Genomic DNA, 19,486 nt, shown 5'->3' with positions numbered 1-19,486 from the left:
AAAATATAAAAAAATCAAACCAAATAACAATTTAATAGAAATATAACATTTTATTTCAAATTAGTTAATTTAAGCGTCTACTGTGTGATTTTACATTTATTTTCACCATTTTAGCAAAAAAATACGGTTTCATCGATAAAATGTGTATTTTAACGATGATTTCATATTTATAACCAAAAAAAACACCGTTCTAACCAATTTAACAACCAACATAAATACCACTAAATCGTGAAAAAAAGTTACTTTATGAATTCTGTTTTTAACTCATTGCTGAAAGCAAATGAAAAAAAAGCAAATAAAAAAAGCCCTTCGGAAAAACGGCTTTCTTTGTTTGCCTTTCTTTTGTTTTTATTTTCAATTACCCAATTAACCGCACAAACACAGGTTAACTTTACCGCATCGGGCACTTGGACTTGTCCTGCTGGCGTAACTTCCATTAAAGTAGAAGCCTATGGCGCCGGTGGTGGTGGTGGTCGTGGATACAGCGCCAACAAAGAAGGTGGCGGTGGCGGTGGTGGTGGCGCTTACACCGTTAACAACTCCGTTCCTGTAACACCCGGCAACACTTACAATATAGTTATTGGCGCAGGTGGAATCGGTGGTTCTGGATTAAGTCCAGGCACAAATGGAGCAGATGGAGGAAATACATCATTCGGTGGAGCAACAGTAGTTGCCAATGGCGGTAAAGGAGGAAAAAACTTCCCTAATGGTGCAACAGGTGGCGCTGGTGGAATTGGAGGGACATTTAACGGTGGAAATGGTGGAGATGGCACTAGCAGCACAAGTGGCGGCGGCGGAGGCTGTGCCGGCCCTAATAATACACAAACAAATGGTGTAGGAACCGCTGCCGGAACAGGCGGTGGTGGAATGGCAGGTAATGGTGGCGCAGGTACAGGAGCTGGTTCAACAGCAGGTTCTCCTGGAGCAATTTATGGTGGTGGCGGTGGTGCATCCACAAAAGCTAACAATAATGGTATTGCAGGAGCAAACGGTTACCTAAGAATCGAATACATCACCAACGACAACTGTAGCGGAGCCATTGCCTTAACGGTAAACCCTACTGCAACATGTACAACGACAACAACAGGAACTACGGTTACTGCGACACAATCGCAAGCCATTACTTGTGGGGCTGCAGGAGGATCAGACGATGATGTTTGGTATTCCTTTACAGCAACCGGAACTACACATACCGTAACAGCTACACCTGGTACAATGACGAACATTACCCTTGAAGTATTCAGCGGTGCATGTGCAGCAACAGTTACAGGATCAATAGGTTGTGCTGATGCCACTTCTGGTGCATCTGCAGAGACTTTAACATTAACAGGACTTACCCCTGGAAACACATATTTAGTAAGGGTTTACAGTAGAAATAACGGAGCAAATCAAGGTACATTCACGCTATGTGTAACTACCCCCCCTACACCACCATCAAATGATGACTGTGCAGGAGCAATTGCCTTACCGGTAAATACAAGTTGTACGTATGCAACTTATACAAACGCAAATGCAACAGCCAGTGCCGGTGCACCAGCCCCAAGCTGTTCTTCTTATTCAGGAGGCGATGTTTGGTTTAGTGCTGTAGTTCCTGCTTCAGGCGAAATCACAATAGACACACAAACAGGTGTTATTACGGATAGTGGAATTGCAATCTACACAGGAACCTGTGGCACTTTGACACAGATAGCATGTGACGATGACAGTAGTGCAAATGGACTAATGTCAAGCGCAACAGTTACAGGTCTTACACCAGGAGCAACAGTATACATTCGTTTCTGGGAATACGGAAATGACAACAATGGAACGTTTGGCATCTGTGCTTCAACAAGAACATTATGTACAACTCCAACGGCTCAACCAACAGCTTTAATCTTAACGCAGCCTACTAACGGCACCATAAATGGTTCCTTTACAGCAGCAAGCCCTGCACCTTCTAACTACTTAGTGGTTTACAATACAACAGGGACAACTCCAACTCCGGTGAACGGAACGACTTATACAGTTGGTGGCGCTGTAACCGGCGGAACAGTAGCAGATATAGATGCTAATACGACTTTTTCAGTTACAGGATTAAGTGGTAACGTTACTTATTATTTCTTTGTATTCTCTTTCAACAACAACAGTTGTGCCGGAGGACCATTGTACTTGACAACGTCACCGGCTACTGCAAATGCAACTACTCCGGTATTTTATTGTGCATCTACTTCAACCAGTTCAACCTATTACATTACCAACTTCTCAACAACATTAGGAGCCACAAACATTACCAACAACGCCTCAGGTTATTCTGCAACGGGTTACGGTAATTTTTCGGCACAAACCGTAACACAACAACAGTTGGCTAGCGTTAATTTCTCAGTAGCTACCTTTAACGGAACATACACTTACGGTATCAACATTTGGGTAGACTGGAATAACGATTTAGATTTCAACGATGCAGGCGAAAAAGTATTTGCCTCAGGCGCTTACGTATCATCTGCTACAGGCTCTATAACGGTTCCGGCATCTGCAACAGTTGGAAATCACAGAATGAGAATCGTAGCCAATTACAATTCAACAGACCCTGCTGCATGTGGTTCTATCACCAGCGGTGAAACTGAAGATTATACCTTCGCAGTAACAGCAGCAACAGCTTGTACAACTCCAACTGCACAACCAACTGCATTGATTCTGACACAGCCTTCAAATGGAACAATAAACGGTTCTTTCACAGCTGCGAGCCCTGCTCCTTCTAATTACTTAGTTGTTTACAACACTACTGGAGTAGCTCCTACACCGGTTAACGGAACAACCTACACCGTTGGTGGAACTGTTGGCGCTGGAAATATTGTTGCTGACACAGACAACAATACTACTTTTTCAGTTTCAGGTTTAGCAGGCGCAACAACGTATTATTTCTTTATCTTTTCAAATAATGCGGTATGTACAGGCGGTCCGTTATACAACACAACCTCGCCGGCAACAGCAAACACTTTTATACCATTTTATTATTGTATCGCCAATAACACAAGTAATACAACATATTACATCAGCGGCGTAACAACAACAGGTGGCTCTACCAACTTCTCTAACACAGGAACTGGTTTTTCAGCTACCGGTTATGCAGATTACACAGCTACTTATTCCGTTTCGCAAAATGCAGGATTAGGGTTCAACATCACAACAACGCACCCTTCAAGTACTTACGGATATAGTGTTTGGGTAGACTGGAATAACGACGGAGATTTCAGCGATGCTGGAGAAAACCCAATTATTACAAGTTACTTAAGTAGCCCTGCAGCCATCGGAACAGTAACAATTCCGGCAGGAACACCAGCAGGTAACTACAGAATGAGAATCCGTAACGCATATTTGAGTAACCCGGCTCCGGCATGTGGCGATCAGGCGTATGGCGAAACAGAAGATTACAGAGTTGTTTGTTTAGGACCACTTCCATGTTCCGGAAACCCAACAAACGTAACGGTTAACGTTACTTCATTAACGACTGCTACTGTTAACTGGACCGCTGCCGTACCTGCTCCGGCAAATGGATATCAATACTACTATGCAACCACAACTACTGCACCTTTATACGGTACTGCCCCTACAGGAAGTACTGCAGCAGGTGTTACAACCGTTAACCTAACAGGCTTAACTTCAGGATCAACTTACTACATTTGGGTACGCTCAAATTGTGGTGGTGGTTTAGGTCAAGGGGCATGGGTAGGACCAATTACATTCTACGTACCAAACTGTTTGGTAGGACCGGGAACAGGAACATCAACTTTAGGCTGTCCTAATGTTGTTACCGGTGGGTTATCATTAAGTGGCGCAGACCCTGCTCCTATTACCTGCGCAACAGGAAGTTGTACGGATATAGAAGCTACTTTCCTTCAACTGGGAGACACTTCTGCTTACACGGTTTCATCTATACCTTACAGCCCCCCATATCAGTACGGATGCCTTGCCAATCCGGTAAGTGTTAATGATGATGACGTTTGGTCACCTACCATTAATTTACCGTTTAACTTCTGTTTTTACGGCAACACCTACAATCAATGTTCAATCGGATCAAATGGTATCTTAACGTTTGACATGTCAAAAGCAGGTTTAGCTTCAGGCTACTCTTTCAGTAATAGTTTACCAAGTACTACAGGTGCTTTGTTTGCCAATTCAATTTATGGCGTTTATCATGACATCGACCCTAGAAAAGGTGGTGAAGTTGGATGGGAATTAATCACTTTAAATTCCGGCTGTAGAGCATTGGTTGCCTCTTGGAGTAATGTTCCAATGTTTAGTAACAACAGTTTACTTTATACTGGTATGATGGTTTTATATGAAAACACAAATATTATTGAAGTATACATTAAAGAAAAAAGAGTTGACGGAACTTGGAATGGAGGAAATGCCATCGTAGGGATTCAAAACGCAACAGGAACTGCCGCTACAGTAGCACCTGGAAGAAATGGCCTTGATGCAGATTGGACTGTTTTACCAGCTTCAGGTGAAGCTTGGAGATTCACTCCTTCTGGAACATCAATTACGTCTTTAAAATGGTTTGAAGGTCCAACCGCAACCGGTCCGGTTATTGGTACTACACCAACGCTTAATGTTTGTCCGACTACAACAACAACTTATACTGCGGAAGTTACCTATACCCTTTGTAACGGTACAACATTAAAAGAAACCGATCAGACAACTGTTACGGTATCTGCAAACAAAACCTGGAATGGTTCTGTAGGAACAGATTGGAATACAGCTGCTAACTGGACACCTGCAAGTGTTCCTACAGCTACAGAGGGCGTTTTAATTCCTAATACAGTGAACAAACCAATCCTTTCAGGTGGAGCAGCTGCTGCAGCTTGTACTTTAACTATTCAAAGTGGCGCTTCTCTTACCATTAATCCGGCAAACACTATTACTGTTACTAATGCCGTTAGTATTGCTGCAGGTGGCGACATGATTTTGGAAAACACTGCAAGTTTAGTTCAAATAAACAATTCTGCAAACACAGGAACAGCTCACATCAAGAGAACAACACAACCGATGTATCGTTTGGATTACTCTTATTGGAACTCTCCGGTAACTGCTGCGTCCGGCTTTACAGTTGGAAACCTGACTTCAGGAACAACTAACATCTACAGATATACTCCTACTGTTGCCAACGGTAGTGGCACATGGACACAATTAGGTGCCGCTACAGTGATGAACCCTACGTTCGGAGTAATTGCTCGTGCCCCATGGTATTTCCCTGATAGTGGTGCAAAACAAACCTACACGGTAAACTTTACAGGGACACCTAACAATGGACCTATAACCATGCCAATTGCCATGGGTACTAATGCCAATATTGGCAGTACTTCACCAAGCGGTGGTTCAACAGTTGTAACGGACGCCGATGACGAATGGAACCTTATCGGAAATCCTTACCCATCTGCCATAAACATTGTAAGCTTCCTAAACAACCCAACGAATGTACCGGTAGTAGACGGAACTGTATATTTATGGACACATAATACACTTCCTACAGCTGCAACACCTGACCCATTCTATGGAAATTACGTTTACAATTACACTGTGAACGATTATGCAACTGTAAATTCACTTGGAGCTACAACAACAGCTACTACAGGAGGAACCATGCCAACACAGTATATCGCATCTGGTCAGTCTTTCTTTATCAGTGCGGAAACAAACGGCAACGTTACTTTTGACAACAGTATGCGTGTAGCCAATAACAATTCCAATTTCTACAGACCTAGTAACCAAGCTAATATTACGGAAGGTTTCCAAAGTCAAAGATTGTGGTTAAACTTATCCAACAATAATGGTGGTTTTAGCCAAATTTTGGTAGGGTATGCAGAAGGTGCTACATTAAATTGGGATCGTGGTTTTGACGGAGAAGCTTTAGCAGGAAATGCAGTTAAATTCTACTCTTTGGGAGCAGATAAAAAACTAACAATTCAGGGAAGACCTTGGCCATTTGTTCAAGAAGACATTGTCCCTCTAGGTATGAAAGCAACAGCCCAAGGAAATTACACTATCGGAATTGATCATTTTGATGATTCTTTCAACAATTCAAACATTTATTTAGAAGATAAAGCCTTGAATTTGATTCACAATTTGAAAACAGCTCCTTACAGTTTCACTTCTCAAACAGGAACATTCGACAATCGCTTTGTGTTACGTTATACAGAAAACACATTGAGTAACGAAGACATTTCAGTGATAGAAAACTCTGTAGTTATTTATGCGAATGAAAAACTGAAAGTAAATTCAACATTGGAAACAATCAAAGAAGTAGTTGTATACGATGTATTGGGAAGATTATTGGTTAACGGTAAAAAAGTAAATTCCAATCAATTTACCGCGAGTACATTAAGTCCAACGAACTCAACTTTAATTGTTAAAGTAACCCTAGAAAACAATACAGTGATTACTAAAAAAGTGGTTTACTAATTGATTTTTAAAACAATAATTTATCAAAAAGCCCTGAATTTCAGGGCTTTTTTTTGTACCTAAAAGTTTTTGAAACATTTGTTTTTTTGAAGTTGCAAATGAATTTAAAAAACATAAATTTGTTGCCTTTAAAAAACATAAATGGCCCAAATTGTTAAATTATGAGAAATTTAGTCAAATCATTGATTATTATAACATTATCGTTGAGCGTAAACGATATGTGTGCGCAAGTGGGAATCGGCAACACGAATCCGGAAGGAGCGTTGGATGTTACATCAACCACCGAAGGCTTATTAATCCCAAGAATTGCACTTACTGCAACCAATGTTGCTACAGTAACTACTCCAACCACTTCTGAATTAGTGTACAACACTAACACTTCAGCTGTAGGTCCAAATCAAGTGACTCCTGGATTTTACTATTGGGATGCTACAAGTTTACTTTGGATACGCATAGCCACAGGAAACAGCACAGGTGGCTGGTCCTTAAACGGAAACACTGGAACTATTGCAGGTACAAATTTTGTAGGAACGACAGACGCACAAGATTTACGTTTTAAAACGGGAGGCAACAACCGATTGAATATATCCAACACTAATGGTCAGGTACAGAGTTTCTTTTCCGGTACAGCTGCAGCACCGGCTTTTTCATGGAATACAGATCAAAACACAGGCCTGTACAGATCCGGAGCCGATAACGTTTCCGTAGCAACAAATGGCACAGAAGCCATTAGAGTACAAGCCAATGGAAACGTAACCATAGGCACAACTTATGCCCCCGTAAATGCAGCACCAACAAATGGTTTAAGAGTCGAAGGACAAACCGTTATAGGAAAAGCATCTGGTGAAGACGCAAGAGATATCATGACATCGAATACTTCCGCAACAGCTTATCAAAACATAACGGGTTATCCGAGTAACGCTAAAAAGAGAGCCATTGCGGGTTATGCCGACGACAGCGGTATAGGTGTTTTTGGTTTTTCAAACAGAACCGGTTACGGCGTTGTTGGCTTAACACAGCCAAGTGTAATCTCAGGATTTGTTCAAACGGGTGAAGGAGTTTTAGGGCAGGCAGACGGTTCATCGGGAGTTGCGGTAAAACCAATTGGTGTTCATGGAATTATCGATGAAACAGCTGTAGGACTTGACACAGCAACTCCGGTTTTAGGAGAAAACAACAACATTACTACCGGAGGCGGTTTCAAAGGAGGAGCCTATGCTTCAGCGGGAAACAGAGCCGTTGCCGGTGTCTATGGAAACATCGGTTCCAGAGTACCATCAGGTAGCGACGGATATATGTTTGGTGTTATAGGTGATATTTTAACTGTTGGCGCAGGAGGTATTCCAAATGGATCCGGTGGTGTTATGGGCGCAGGCGGATCAAGCCAATTTGGAATATTAGGATACAAGGCATTAAGCGGAACAAACTACTGTGTTTATGGTGGCGGTGCGAACAGTAGTATGAACAACGGTAATTCAGGAAAAAGCAACGAAGCAAACAACCAAATCGGCTTAGGAATCAATGGTGGTTTTATGGGTGGATACATCAAAGGGGATCAATACGGAGTAATTGCCAAAGGGGATAAATTCGGAATGTACGTAGAAGGAAACACACTTACAAACAAACCTATTGTACAGTTAGTAGAAAACGGAAATGCAACCAGAACCATCACTTATACTGCTTCATCCACAAATGTTGATGTAACTACAAGAGGCGTTGGCCAATTAAAAAACGGGCAAGCTTATATTGCATTTACAAACAATTTTAAATCGATTGTTTCAAAATCCGAACCCATCAATATAACAACCACTCCAACCGGTGAAACAAAAGGAGTATACATCAGCAAAGTAACTTCGGAAGGATTCTATATCAAAGAAAACCTTAACGGTAGCAGCAATGCTTCATTCAACTGGATTGCTATCGGAACCAGAGCCGGATACGAAAACGGAATGAGTGTTTCGGAAGAAATTTTATCCGAAAATTTTGATAAAAACATCAATGGTGTAATGAACAACGACGGAACTAAACAAGCAGGAACTCCTATTTATTTTGACGGTCAGAATGTTAAATTTGAAAGAATACCGGAAGGCTTAGTGAAATACAATAAAAAAGAAGAGCCAAAGAAAAAATAAATTAAAATAATTTGACTTAAATAAACCCCACAATTGATTGTGGGGTTTATTTTTTTAAAAACAAAAACAAATAAAAATGTTATACAAAAATACAGATTAAACCTACTTTTATGTAATTAATCGATTAAAACTACCACCTTGTCGATTATAATTAGTTTGGTCATGATTAATAAATAGATTCGCGTCCAAAATAAAATCTACCATGAAAACAAATTGGCTGAAACTAGCTATTACTTCATTATTCTTTACAACAATAGGTCATGCCCAAGTTGGCGTAGGAACGACCACGCCCCGCGGATCATTTGAAGTTAATTCCACCACACAAGGAATGGTTTTACCTTCAGTAGCACTAACCTCCAAGGCTGTAGCTGCACCGGTTACCAATCCTGCCGGAGGTGCTTTAGCAGTTAACACTTTGGTTTATAATACTGCCACTGCAGGTGTTGCACCAAACAATGTTGTTCCTGGCTATTATTACTGGAACGGAAGTCAGTGGATTCAATTTTCAACAGGAAACAATTCGGACTGGTCACTTACCGGAAATGCAGGAACCACTGCAGGAACAAATTTTCTAGGCACAACTGATGCTCAGGACATGCGTTTTAAAACCAACAGTACCGACAGATTTAACATTTCAAATGCCAGCGGTCAATTACAATCATACTATGCCGGAGCTGCCGGTATTCCAGCATACTCATGGAGTGGTGATACAAACACCGGTATTTATCAACCGGGTGGAGACATGTTGGCTGTTTCTACCAACGCAACAGAAAGATTTAGAATAAGCAACACTGAATCAGTTGTTAATGAACCAAGCAACGACCACGATTTCAGAGTAGAATCAGACGGAAACACACATGCCTTATGGGTAGACGCCAGTGAAAATTTAACCCGATTCGGAACCAACATAGCTACAAGTGATTACGACAATGGAGCAGTATACGGCGGAGTAACTGTAAGCTACGTAGCGGATTTCGACAAAGGCACAGCTGATGGAACAGCAATAGGTATCGGATCTGTAGAATATTTATTGGACGGTTTAAGCGAAACGTTCATTAACAACGACTTTAGTCCTAACGCAGCAATTACATATGACTTGGGATGGACAAATGCATGGGATGATGTATATGCAGATGATTTTTGGAATGTTTCTGATGCAAGATTAAAAACAAACATAAAAAATTTAAATTACGGACTAAATGAAATAATGAAACTTCGCCCGGTTTCGTACATTTGGAAAAAAGGAATGTTCGGAAAAACCTTTGTTCCGGAATCTGAAAGAGCTCTAAATCTAGGTTTTTTGGCACAAGAAGTTCAAAAAACTATGCCGGAATTGGTTCAAACAGAAGACTGGAAGCCCGAAAGTGAAAAAAATCCAGATGTTTATGTGAAAAAACAGAGAGATTTCATGGCCGTAAATTACGTAGAAATGGTTCCCGTTCTGGTAAAAGCAATGCAGGAACAACAAGAATTGATTAACGAATTGAAAAAAGAAATCGAAGCACTTAAAAACGCAAAAAAATAATAAAATAATCATACATTACTATCAAAAAGACCTTTACTGAAACAGTGAAGGTCTTTTTTGATTTCATCAGGACTCCATTTATGTTAAAAAATATCCGTTAATCGATTAAATTTACTAAATATCTGATAATCAAATTTTTACAAATTTATAACCTTAAATTTATTAAAAACTTCATGGTTATGAAAAATAGTATCTTTTATTTGATTGCCATTTTAGCATTTTGTTCGCTACATGAAATGAATGCTCAAGTGGGTGTTGGCACGACAGTTCCCAATGGTGCATTGGACGTAACATCGTCAAACGATGGCTTATTGATTCCCCGCGTGGCACTCGCCGCTACTAACCTTGCAGCTCCACTTACATCCCCTACCGTTTCGGAATTAGTATACAACACCGCAACAGTTGCCGGAATAAACGGAGTCAATCCGGGATATTACTATTGGGACGGCACACTTTGGATAGCATTATCAACCGGAAAAAACGCAGATTGGTCGCTAACAGGAAATTCAGGAACAACAGCCGGAACAAATTTCATCGGCACTACGGATGCGCAAGACTTCCGAATTAAAACGGGCGTTGGCGGAGTAGACCGTTGGAATATCTCGAACACAAATAATGGACAACTCCAGTCGTACGCTTTAGGTACCGCAGCACTACCAGCTTACTCCTGGCAAACCGACACCAACACAGGACTCTTTAGCCCAGGAGCCGACATACTAGGAACCGCTACAGCCGGAAACGAAAGAATGCGGGTGGAAGCCGATGGTGACGTAGGAATCGGAACAACCGCGGCTTCCTATAAACTATCCATCCGCAACGATCAGGATGGTTACGGTGTAATGTCGATTGACAATGCCACAGCTGGCGGATTTAGTGGTGTTTATTTTTTACAAAATACGGTCTACCGCGGACACATCGGCTATGTAAACACCGGAGGAGCATCAACCTTTGGCGGCAAAGGCTCATACCAATTGGCTTCCGGAAACCGCCATATGTTATTCAGTACGAACTCGGGTTCCGAAACCTATTTAGAACGCATGATTATTGCGCAAGACGGACGAGTGGGTATCAACACAAACCCCACAAATTTATCGGCAACCATACAACCTACATCAACCTTACAGGTTAACGGCTCTGTAGCTGTTGGCGTCGTCAGATTGAATGTTGGTGGCGGAGGCTTAACGTACACCGTGCCCGGCACCATCAGCAAAGTAATTCTTGATGCCAGCGGTGGCGGCACCTTAACAGTAGAATTGCCCGACCCAACTACATGTGCCGGCAGATTGATAAGCGTTTCAAGAGGAACCGGTACAAAAACCATAACCATAGATCCAGTAGGAGGCAATAACATACAAAGTTTAGACGGTACGATTGGCAACACCACTTCCCTCCCACTTCATTCTGCGGCGGGATCAGGTGTTAACATACAATTCTGGTCGGATGGTGTAATCTGGTATCGTTAATCAGACATATTTCAAAAATTTCCAAAAAGACCTTTGCTTTAGATAGTAAAGGTCTTTTTCATTAGCATACGCTTCGCGTTCAAAACTGATGTTCCGATAGGCCGCAAAACGATTTCTGAATTGCAACCATCGGATCAAAAACTCAATCCCATACCACAGAAAAAAAGGCACTACCAACATTTCCAACTGCTGCCGAATATGAATTTTTTCATGATTCATGACCACTACATCCCCCTTATCTTCCCGATGCGTTAAGAGTATAAAAGGAAAAATCGTAATGCCGCGAAAGCCCTTCGGCGTTAAATATTTTAGGATGAGTACAATCATTACCGGTAAAGTTCCTAAATTTGTCATTATGAACAATGCATTAGACCCGAATAATTTAAAAGAAGGGGAAGATTTTTATTACACGCCCGAAGGTTACAAATGTTTTACCGAAAAGTACCATTTAAAACGCGGGTATTGCTGCAAAAGCGGCTGCCGTCATTGCCCTTATGGGTTTGACAAAAAAACAGGAGAAATTACTAAAAAATAGTTGGGCGTTCCCCTATGGGTCGGGCTATCCGCAAGTACACGGTACTTTGCTCCACACGAGCAACGCGACTGCCGAAGGAATTCCTAACGCAATCCGACTTAACAACAACACACAATTAAAAATGGACATCCATTTACAAAAATACAGAATCAAAATCCACAAGTCCTACCACCGGTCGGACATTCGTTATCCTTAGTAATCATACAAGCTGATTCTTTTTTCTCCTCAAGAAAAACGGACAAACATGTAAATACAAATAATAACGAAAAGCTGCATAACAAATCAACTCAGTTACTTTGTTACTCAGTCACTAAGCAACTTTTAAAAATGACTTTTCAAGATCAAATAAAACAAGGAATACCATCGGTTTTACCACAGCCAAAACCATACGAAACTATTATAAACCACGCTCCAAAGCGTAAAGAAATACTATCGGAAGACGAAAAAAAATTAGCGCTTCGCAACGCGCTTCGTTATTTCGAACCCAAACACCACGCCGAACTGATTCCGGAATTCAAAGAAGAACTGGAAAAATACGGCCGAATTTACATGTACCGTTTTCGTCCGGATTACCGCATGTACGCCCGCCCTATCTCGGAATATCCCGGAAAAAGCGAACAGGCAAAAGCCATCATGCTGATGATCCAAAACAATTTGGATTATGCTGTGGCACAACATCCGCATGAATTGATTACTTACGGAGGAAACGGAGCCGTGTTCAGCAACTGGGCACAATACCTGTTGACCATGAAATACCTGGCCGAAATGACCGAAGAACAAACTTTGGTCATGTATTCCGGTCATCCGATGGGACTTTTCCCTTCGCACAAAGAAGCACCAAGAGTAGTTGTCACTAACGGAATGATGATCCCCAACTACTCCAAACCGGACGATTGGGAAAAATTCAATGCTTTAGGCGTAACGCAATACGGCCAAATGACGGCCGGAAGCTATATGTACATCGGTCCGCAAGGCATCGTGCACGGAACTACCATCACCGTACTGAACGGGTTCCGAAAAATCAAAAAAAATCCAAGCGGCGGTTTATTCGTTACCTCAGGTTTGGGCGGAATGAGTGGCGCACAGCCAAAAGCCGGAACCATTGCAGGTTGCGTTACCGTTTGTGCCGAAGTCAACCCGAAAATCACTAAAATCCGTCACGAACAAGGATGGATTCACGAAATCGTGGAAGACATAACACTATTGGTTGCCAGAGTCAGAAAAGCATTAGAAAATAAAGAAATCGTTTCCATTGCCTATTTAGGAAACATCGTCGATGTTTGGGAACGCTTCGATCAGGAAGGCCTGCACATCGATTTGGGTTCCGACCAAACCTCACTTCACAATCCATGGGCAGGTGGCTACTACCCTACCGGATTCACTTTTGAGGAATCCAACGAAATGATGGCCAACAATCCGGAAAAATTCAAAACGGAAGTCCAAAAAACATTGCGTCGCCATGCAGATGCCATCAACAAACACACCGCAAAAGGAACGTACTTCTTCGATTACGGAAACGCATTCTTACTGGAAGCGTCCCGCGCTGGTGCTGATGTTATGGCTGCCAATCACATCGATTTCAAATACCCTTCTTACGTGCAGGACATTATGGGTCCGATGTGTTTCGACTACGGTTTCGGACCATTCCGTTGGGTTTGTACTTCAGGAAATCCGGAAGATTTAGCCAAAACCGACAAAATTGCCTGCGATGTATTGGAGGAAATGATGAAAAACTCACCCGAAGAAATCCAACAGCAAATGGCCGATAACATCCAATGGATTAAAGGCGCACAGGAAAACAAACTGGTTGTAGGTTCTCAAGCCCGTATCTTATATGCCGATGCAGAAGGAAGAACCAAAATTGCCGAAGCGTTCAATCAGGCGATTGCCAGAGGAGAAATCGGTTTAGTGGTTTTAGGGCGCGATCATCACGACGTTTCCGGAACCGACTCCCCGTACCGCGAAACATCCAACATCTATGACGGTTCCCGTTTTACTGCCGACATGGCCATCCATAACGTAATCGGGGACAGTTTCCGAGGCGCTACATGGGTATCCATTCATAACGGTGGTGGCGTTGGCTGGGGCGAAGTAATTAATGGTGGTTTTGGTATGGTTCTTGATGGTAGTAAAGAAGCATCAAGACGCTTAGAATCAATGCTTTTCTGGGATGTCAACAACGGAATTTCCCGAAGAAGCTGGGCAAGAAACGAAGGCGCCATGTTCGCCATAAAACGCGCCATGGAAACGCAACCGCTATTGAAAGTTACCATCCCTAATTTAGTGGATGATTCTTTACTATAGTCTGAAGTTAAAGTTTTAAACTTATAAGAAAGTAACTTTAAACTTCGGAACTTTAAATTTAAAAACAAAAGTATATGAAGACACTTAAACTGCTTTCGTTAACGTTACTCTTTATTTTAGGTGCTTGCAGTACCGTTAGAGTAGATGCTGATTACGACAACAATGTCGATTTTAGTCAGTTTAAAACTTATGCCTATCAGAAGAGCGGTATCGATAAAGCCGAAATTTCCGATTTGGACAAAAAAAGAATCCTTCGCGCCATCGACACTCAAATGCAGGCAAAGGGGTATACCAAAAGTGAAACTCCCGATTTGCTCGTGAATATTTTCACAAAAGAAAGAGAACGGGTTGACGTGAACCAATACAGTGCCGGCTGGGGCTACGGCTGGGGTTGGGGTTGGAATCCTTATATGTGGGGCGGCCGCAATTATGTAACCACCTCCACTGAAGGAACTCTTTACATTGACCTAATCGATGCCAAAAAAAAGGAATTGATTTGGCAGGGCAAAGGAAGTGGTTATCTGGAACAAAGCCGTGAAAAAAAAGAAGAACGCATCAATGAATTTGTTTCAAAAATATTAGCACAATTCCCTCCGGAGAAAAAACAATAACACACTATTAAAAAAAGACTGTCTTCGGATGGTCTTTTTTATACGAACTAACATTTATCATGTTTTCAGTCATCTCGACAACTTATTTTTACCTAAAATAACAACAATGCAGGACATCCAAAATCGCGACGATATCGAACAAATGGTCAATTCTTTTTATGCCAAAGTACAAAAAGATGAATTCATCGGACCCATTTTCAATGAAAAAATACAGGACCGTTGGGCAATCCATTTAGAAAAAATGTACGGTTTTTGGCAAACGGTTTTGTTAGATGTACACGCGTACTCCGGCAGCCCGTTTCCGCCACATGCGCAATTACCAATTAACAAAGAGCATTTCGATCGTTGGATGGCAATTTTTACCCAAAACATCGACGAACAATTTGCCGGACCAATAGCCGATGAAGCCAAATGGCGCGCGGGAAAAATGGCCGAAATGTTTAACTATAAAATCGAATATTTTAGAAACGCTAATCAAAAACCTTTAACATAACAGTTTCCTTTATTATTTTGATTATTTTGCAGCTAGTTAATCGCTGAATTTTAATCAAACTACTGATACTCATGACCAAAAACCATTCTAAAATAGCCGTAACACTGCTCCTTTCAGGGTTCCTTTTTTCGTGCAGTCCAACGAATCTGTTAACATTAAGCGTAACTGAACCCGCTCCGATTTATCTGCCCGCTCAGGGAAAATCGGTTGGTGTTATCAACCGGAGTCTGCCCTCCAAACAAAACGAAGCTATTGATGCCATCGATAAAATTCTGTCGGTGGAAGGAAAAGATTTAGACAAAGAAGGCGCGAACGAACTGGTACTGGGTTTACAGAACGAACTGAGTAAAAACAACGGTTTCAACGTTGTTAAAATTGTAGAAGAAACCGATTTAAAAAGTGTGGGATTGAGTGTTTTTCCCGCTCCGCTGCCTTGGGAAACGGTTGGGAAAATTTCCAAACAACACCAATTGGATTATATTTTCGAATTGTCTTTCTACGATACCGACACTAAAATCGACTATAAAACAACAACCGTGGAAAAAGCGAATGTAGTCGGCATTAAAATCCCCGTAATTGAACATCAGGCCACGGTTACCACGCTGATTAAAAACGGATGGCGCATTTATGATGTGAAAAATAAAAATATCGTAGACGAAATAGGATCCAACAATGTGGTTACTTCTGTAGGAAGAGGCATCAATCCTGTAACCGCTGTGGAAGCCGTAATGGGACGTAAACAAAACGTCCTGCAGCTCAGCAATCGTTTGGGCGCCGATTATGCTTTGAAAACCCTTCCCTATAAAATCAGGGTTTCGAGGGATTATTATGTAAAAGGAACGTCCAATTTTGAAATCGGAAAACGAAGAGCACAAACCGGAAACTGGGATGGTGCTGCAGAACTTTGGGCAAAAGAAGTCAACAATTCCGACCCTAAAATTGCCGGAAGAGCTTGTTATAACATGGCTATCATCAACGAAATCAACGGAAATCTTGATGTTGCAGCCGATTGGGCATCGAAAGCCTACAGTGATTATGGCGATAAAATAGCCTTGCGCTACCTCAACATATTAAAAAACAGAATAGCAAAAAAACAACAACTTGAAGCAGAAAACAAATGATGTTTCAGGGAAATAAAGTCGGAATGTAAAGCGTTGATACCGCATCAAATCGTTGTAAGGTCATCAAACATTTCATAACTTTACAGCAAAATACAACACACAAGAATATCATGAATACAGCCTTTGAAACCAATCCGTTAATCGAAAGATTACCCAAACATTTAAAACAATTCATTAAACCGCAGGATTACAGCGAATACACGCCTATAAATCAGGCAGTATGGCGTTATGTAATGCGTAAAAACGTGGATTATTTGGGTAAAGTAGCACACAGCTCATATCTGGACGGCTTACGTCAGACCGGAATCGACATCGAAAGCATTCCGAACATGTACGGCATGAACCGAATCCTGAAAGAAATCGGATGGGCCGCTGTGGCAGTAGACGGATTCATTCCGCCAAACGCTTTCATGGAATTTCAGGCGTATAACGTTTTGGTTATCGCTTCCGACATTCGTCAATTGGAACACATTGAATACACACCAGCGCCGGACATTATTCACGAAGGTGCCGGTCACGCGCCTATTATTGCCAATCCGGAATATGCCGAATACCTGCGTCGTTTTGGCGAAATCGGCTGCAAAGCCATTTCATCGGCACACGATTATGAAATGTACGAAGCCATCCGTTTGCTTTCTATTTTAAAAGAAGCAGAAGGAACGCCACAAGCAGAAATCGAAGCAGCCGAAAAACATGTAGACGATTTACAAAATAACATGGGCGAATTGTCCGAAATGGCACAAATCCGAAACCTGCATTGGTGGACGGTGGAATACGGCCTGATCGGAACCGTGGAAAACCCTAAAATATATGGTGCCGGCTTGTTATCGTCTATTGGCGAAAGCGCCTGGTGCATGACCGACAATGTAAAGAAAATCCCGTATGATATTTCGGCAGCGAATCAGAGTTTTGACATTACAAAACCGCAACCGCAATTGTATGTAACGCAGGATTTCGCTCATTTGAGTATGGTGCTGGAAGAATTTGCCAACAAAATGGCCTTACGCACCGGAGGATTGAGCGGTATCAAAAAACTAATTACTTCCAAAGCACTGGGGACTATCGAATTAAGTACCGGAATACAAATTTCGGGTGTTTTCACCAATGTGATTGAGCACGACGGGAAACCGGTTTATGTTCAGACTACAGGTAAAACGGCATTATCCTACCGTGAAAAAGAATTGGTAGGCCACGGAACAGAATACCATGCGGAAGGCTTCGGTTCTCCAATCGGGAAACTGAAAGGTATTAATTTGGCCATTGAAGACATGAGTCCGCGTGATTTACGTGCGTACGATATCTACGAAAGCGAAAAAGTAACCTTGGAATTTGAAGGCGATATTACCGTTTCCGGAGAAATCATTACCGGTTCACGAAACCTTCGTGGCGAAATCATCATTATCAGTTTTAAAAACTGTACCGTTAAACACAAAGACACCGTTCTTTTCCAACCGGAATGGGGCGTTTACGATATGGCCGTGGGTAAAAAAGTAATTTCTGCTTTTTCCGGACCGGCCGATGTGAACAGTTTTGACATGATCAGTCACGTTCCTTCCACACATACCATCAAACAGAAAAAATCACCGGAGCGTGAAGAGCTGGAACATCTTTATGAAAATGTGCGCAATATCCGCGAAGGAAAACATTCCGAAATCACGTTAAAAGAAGCTTTTGCAGCAGTTTCAGCTAACCATCCGAACGATTGGTTGCTTTCTGTTGAAATTGCAGAACTGGCTCAAAAAGACCCTTCCAACGACCTTACCGATAAAGTGTTGAATCATTTGGAAAAAGTAAAAACAAACCGACCTGAGGTAGCCAAACTGATCAATAACGGATTAGAGTTGATTTTCAGCAAAGAAACGGTTTAGTAACATTGGTTACAATAGCTTTGTAATCAGCGCTATATCTTTGTCAAAAAAAATAAACACTATGGGATTATTAGACATGTTAGGATTAGGCAATAAATCGGAAAGCATTCAGGAATTTGTTGCAAAAGGCGCAGTGATTATTGACGTAAGAAGTAACGGAGAATATGCTTTCGGACACATAAAAGGTTCGAAAAACATTCCGTTGGACACGATTGCCTTTAAGATTCAGGAAATAAAAAAATTAAACAAACCGGTAATTGCCTGTTGTCGATCCGGAATGAGAAGTGCTCAGGCAACATCCATTTTAAAACAAAACGGCATCGAGGTTATCAACGGCGGTGGCTGGGAAAGTTTACAGAGCAAATTATAATGGAAGATTTCGACAGAAAAAAACATTGGGAAACCATTTACGACACCAAAGCGGTAAATGAAGTGAGTTGGTATCAGCCGCTTCCGAAAACCTCTTTGGATTTCATCCAGAGCAATACGATTACCAAAGACGAGGCCATCATCGACATTGGCGGTGGCGACAGCTTTTTAGTGGACCATTTGCTGGAGTTAGGCTACACCAATGTTTCTGTGCTGGACATTTCCGAAAATGCAATTGAAAGAGCCAAAAAACGCTTGGGCAGCAAAGCCGAAAAGGTGAAATGGATTGTAAGTGACATTACCCATTTTGAACCTACGGAAAAATATGTCCTCTGGCACGACCGGGCCGTTTTTCATTTTCTGACAAACGCTTCCGATATTGAGAAATACCAACAAATTACGGCCTTAGCCATAGCAGAAAACGGAAAAATGTTAATCGGAACGTTCTCGGAATCGGGACCAAAGAAATGCAGCGGCATCGAAATCAAACAGTATTCGGCTAACGTATTGGAAGCAACATTTAAAAAAGATTTTAAAACAGTGGAATGTTTTTTTGAAAACCACACCACGCCTTTCGATACGGTTCAGAATTTTGTATTCTGCAGTTTTGAGAAAAAATAAAAA

General features: G+C 41.7%; 12 protein-coding genes. All 12 read left to right on the top strand.

The genetic code is table 11. From position 1 onward, the window contains the following. Positions 1 to 246 precede the first annotated feature (246 nt). Positions 247 to 6,441, top strand: coding sequence for a GEVED domain-containing protein (locus tag FCR2A7T_RS08185; RefSeq protein WP_023570808.1), 6,195 nt, complete (start codon positions 247 to 249; stop codon positions 6,439 to 6,441). A 161-nt stretch (positions 6,442 to 6,602) separates the two neighbouring features. After that, positions 6,603 to 8,573, top strand: a complete 1,971-nt coding sequence (locus tag FCR2A7T_RS08180) for a hypothetical protein (RefSeq protein ID WP_131473108.1) — start codon at positions 6,603 to 6,605, stop codon at positions 8,571 to 8,573. Positions 8,574 to 8,775: 202 nt separating this feature from the next. Continuing rightward, the gene (locus tag FCR2A7T_RS08175; protein ID WP_023570805.1) at positions 8,776 to 10,098 is read left to right on the top strand and encodes a tail fiber domain-containing protein; all 1,323 of its coding nucleotides are present in this window, start codon (positions 8,776 to 8,778) and stop codon (positions 10,096 to 10,098) included. A gap of 179 nt (positions 10,099 to 10,277) precedes the next feature. Continuing rightward, entirely contained in the window at positions 10,278 to 11,561 is a 1,284-nt protein-coding gene (locus FCR2A7T_RS08170; protein ID WP_131473107.1) for a hypothetical protein, read from the top strand. Positions 11,562 to 11,916: 355 nt separating this feature from the next. Continuing rightward, positions 11,917 to 12,096: a DUF5522 domain-containing protein gene (locus FCR2A7T_RS08160; protein WP_035117919.1), complete on the top strand. Its 180-nt coding sequence runs from the start codon at positions 11,917 to 11,919 to the stop codon at positions 12,094 to 12,096. A gap of 327 nt (positions 12,097 to 12,423) precedes the next feature. Further along, on the top strand, positions 12,424 to 14,400 hold the full coding sequence (locus FCR2A7T_RS08155) for a urocanate hydratase (RefSeq protein ID WP_023570801.1): 1,977 nt from the start codon (positions 12,424 to 12,426) through the stop codon (positions 14,398 to 14,400). Positions 14,401 to 14,474: 74 nt separating this feature from the next. Continuing rightward, positions 14,475 to 15,011 (top strand): DUF4136 domain-containing protein, encoded by a 537-nt coding sequence (locus tag FCR2A7T_RS08150; protein WP_023570800.1) that lies wholly within the window; start codon positions 14,475 to 14,477, stop codon positions 15,009 to 15,011. Between the two features lie 106 nt (positions 15,012 to 15,117). Next, the gene (locus FCR2A7T_RS08145; RefSeq protein WP_023570799.1) at positions 15,118 to 15,504 is read left to right on the top strand and encodes a group III truncated hemoglobin; all 387 of its coding nucleotides are present in this window, start codon (positions 15,118 to 15,120) and stop codon (positions 15,502 to 15,504) included. Positions 15,505 to 15,575: 71 nt separating this feature from the next. Then, a complete protein-coding gene (locus FCR2A7T_RS08140) occupies positions 15,576 to 16,625 on the top strand; it encodes a DUF6340 family protein (protein ID WP_023570798.1) in 1,050 nt (349 codons plus the stop codon). Between the two features lie 110 nt (positions 16,626 to 16,735). Further along, positions 16,736 to 18,493, top strand: coding sequence for an aromatic amino acid hydroxylase (locus tag FCR2A7T_RS08135; RefSeq protein WP_023570797.1), 1,758 nt, complete (start codon positions 16,736 to 16,738; stop codon positions 18,491 to 18,493). Positions 18,494 to 18,554: 61 nt separating this feature from the next. Beyond that, positions 18,555 to 18,863: a rhodanese-like domain-containing protein gene (locus FCR2A7T_RS08130; RefSeq protein ID WP_023570796.1), complete on the top strand. Its 309-nt coding sequence runs from the start codon at positions 18,555 to 18,557 to the stop codon at positions 18,861 to 18,863. Then, entirely contained in the window at positions 18,863 to 19,483 is a 621-nt protein-coding gene (locus FCR2A7T_RS08125) for a class I SAM-dependent methyltransferase (RefSeq protein WP_035117917.1), read from the top strand. The genes FCR2A7T_RS08130 and FCR2A7T_RS08125 overlap by 1 nt, the downstream gene beginning before the upstream one ends. Positions 19,484 to 19,486 lie beyond the last annotated feature (3 nt).

It is taken from the genome of Flavobacterium cauense R2A-7 (assembly GCF_000498475.1).
GTDB lineage: Bacteria > Bacteroidota > Bacteroidia > Flavobacteriales > Flavobacteriaceae > Flavobacterium > Flavobacterium cauense.
The sequence above is the reverse complement of the archived record's forward strand: the minus strand, read 5'-3'. Positions and strand labels throughout refer to the sequence as shown.

Bases quoted from the DNA above. Each gene is read 5' to 3' on its own strand.
- FCR2A7T_RS08185 (WP_023570808.1), top strand. From the start codon at position 247: ATGAATTCTGTTTTTAACTCATTGCTGAAAGCAAATGAAAAAAAAGCA.
- FCR2A7T_RS08180 (WP_131473108.1), top strand. From the start codon at position 6,603: ATGAGAAATTTAGTCAAATCATTGATTATTATAACATTATCGTTGAGC.
- FCR2A7T_RS08175 (WP_023570805.1), top strand. From the start codon at position 8,776: ATGAAAACAAATTGGCTGAAACTAGCTATTACTTCATTATTCTTTACA.
- FCR2A7T_RS08170 (WP_131473107.1), top strand. From the start codon at position 10,278: ATGAAAAATAGTATCTTTTATTTGATTGCCATTTTAGCATTTTGTTCG.
- FCR2A7T_RS08160 (WP_035117919.1), top strand. From the start codon at position 11,917: ATGAACAATGCATTAGACCCGAATAATTTAAAAGAAGGGGAAGATTTT.
- FCR2A7T_RS08155 (WP_023570801.1), top strand. From the start codon at position 12,424: ATGACTTTTCAAGATCAAATAAAACAAGGAATACCATCGGTTTTACCA.
- FCR2A7T_RS08150 (WP_023570800.1), top strand. From the start codon at position 14,475: ATGAAGACACTTAAACTGCTTTCGTTAACGTTACTCTTTATTTTAGGT.
- FCR2A7T_RS08145 (WP_023570799.1), top strand. From the start codon at position 15,118: ATGCAGGACATCCAAAATCGCGACGATATCGAACAAATGGTCAATTCT.
- FCR2A7T_RS08140 (WP_023570798.1), top strand. From the start codon at position 15,576: ATGACCAAAAACCATTCTAAAATAGCCGTAACACTGCTCCTTTCAGGG.
- FCR2A7T_RS08135 (WP_023570797.1), top strand. From the start codon at position 16,736: ATGAATACAGCCTTTGAAACCAATCCGTTAATCGAAAGATTACCCAAA.
- FCR2A7T_RS08130 (WP_023570796.1), top strand. From the start codon at position 18,555: ATGGGATTATTAGACATGTTAGGATTAGGCAATAAATCGGAAAGCATT.
- FCR2A7T_RS08125 (WP_035117917.1), top strand. From the start codon at position 18,863: ATGGAAGATTTCGACAGAAAAAAACATTGGGAAACCATTTACGACACC.